The organism is Pseudoalteromonas sp. (assembly GCF_041613455.1).
Taxonomy (GTDB): domain Bacteria; phylum Pseudomonadota; class Gammaproteobacteria; order Enterobacterales; family Alteromonadaceae; genus Pseudoalteromonas.
The window spans coordinates 1-1,931 of sequence record NZ_JBFJHD010000337.1; the positions used below are offsets into that span (position 1 = coordinate 1).

General features: G+C 42.9%; 1 protein-coding gene and 1 other RNA gene. Both read right to left on the reverse strand.

What is annotated here, in order from left to right; genetic code table 11:
- Nucleotides 1-45: 45 nt before the first annotated feature.
- Nucleotides 46-1,539 carry an acetyl-CoA hydrolase/transferase family protein gene (locus ABYB02_RS16800; RefSeq protein ID WP_372763508.1) on the reverse strand — a complete coding sequence of 498 codons (1,494 nt, stop codon included), beginning with the start codon at nucleotides 1,537-1,539 and terminating at the stop codon, nucleotides 46-48.
- A 278-nt stretch (nucleotides 1,540-1,817) separates the two neighbouring features.
- Nucleotides 1,818-1,914: signal recognition particle sRNA small type (ffs, locus tag ABYB02_RS16805), an RNA gene on the reverse strand.
- Between the last annotated feature and the right edge of the window lie 17 nt (nucleotides 1,915-1,931).

Sequence of the window (1,931 nt, forward strand, 5' to 3'; positions counted from 1 at the left end):
AAAAAACGCCCCAGCTGTGGGGCGTTTTTTGTAGTAAGGAGCGTGTTACGCTTTTTTCATACTGCCTTGTTCTTCAAGGCGAATATGCCAGCTAAACGCCTCTTCGAGTAAATGAGGGGTATGGCCACCTCGCTGACATGCGCGCTCATAGTAATCTAGCATTGCATCTCGGTAATCTGGGTGCACACAATGCTTTATCACCTGCACAGCACGCTCACGCGGCGCTAAACCGCGTAAATCTGCTAAGCCTTGCTCAGTCACTAAAATATCAACATCATGCTCGTTATGATCCACATGGCTAACCATAGGGACCACACTTGAAATATCACCATTTTTAGCAATCGATTTAGTCACAAAAATTGCTAAATGGGCATTACGTGCAAAGTCACCCGAGCCACCAATACCATTCATCATGCGGGTACCACACACGTGGGTTGAATTAACGTTGCCGTATATATCAAACTCAAGCGCGGTATTAATAGCCACAATACCTAAACGACGAACGATTTCTGGGTGATTAGAAATTTCTTGTGGGCGTAATACCAGTTTATCTTTGTATTGCGCTAAGTTATTAAACACTTTTGCGTTACAACGCTCAGATAAAACAATCGAGCTGCCTGATGCAAACTTAAGTTTACCCGCATCAATTAAGTCAAACGTCGAATCTTGTAGTACTTCCGAGTACATGGTTAAATCTTCGAAGTCAGAATCTAACAAGCCCATCATTACCGCGTTAGCAATATTGCCTATGCCTGCTTGCAACGGTCCTAAATTAGCTGCCATTCGCTGCTGTGCTACTTCTTGTTGAAAAAAGTTCACTAAGTGACTGGCAATGGCGGCGGTTTCTTCATCCGGATCGGTCACGGTTGAGAACGAGTCGCTTTGATTAGTAAATACAATGCCAACAATTTTTGCCGGATCAATAGGAATTGCTGTACTACCAATACGGTCATCTACTTTCACTAACGGTACTGGGGTACGCGTTGGGCGATACGATGGAATATAAATGTCGTGCAACCCTTCAAGCTCAGGTTGGTGTAACATATTAATTTCAATAATCACTTGTTTAGCAAAAATTGCAAAACTGGCCGAGTTTCCTACTGAGGTAGTCGGTACAATGTGGCCTTCTTCGGTCACGGCTACCGCTTCAATCACCGCCACATCGGGCATGGTTAATTGATGGTTACGTAGTTGCTCAACAGTTTCTGATAAATGCTGATCAATAAACATGACTTCGCCGTCGTTAATCGCTTTACGTAGCGTGCTATCTACCTGAAAAGGCATACGACGCGCTAACACACCCGCTTCGGTGAGTAATTTGTCTAGGTCATTACCTAACGACGCACCGGTCATTAAGTTTATTTTCATTGGGTTGTTTTTAACGCGCTCTATCAGTGCTCTTGGCACCGCTTTCGCTTCACCTGCACGAGTAAAGCCACTCATGCCAACGGTCATTCCATCTGTAATAAATTGGCTAGCCTGATCTGCTGACATTATTTTTTGGTGCAGATTGCTATTGCGAATACGTTCTAACTGCATACTACTGAGCCCCTTTTTAATTTGGCGTTATTCTAAGTATTACAGGCAAGTTCGCAATATAGACTTAGGTCGCATTTACTAAAACTAGATATTTAATTGCAAACCATGAATAGTTATTTTATTTATTTTACGTAAATAAAAAGCAAATTAGTGAGTGAAAATCGCTGGGATATAGCTAAATTAGCCAAAAACTCTGAAAAAGCATATGTTTAACTGCAGATAAATTAGAGTAGGATTATTTAATAAATATTCACCCAAATGAGGAATTTGGGTGGCAGTCTTACCAGCCACATCTCGGCACACACGTCACAAACTGTGGCTGCTCCCTTCCGGGCCTGACCAGGTTCGCCTGCTAGTGTTGCGAGAGGACCAATAAGACTACCATTGAGGGC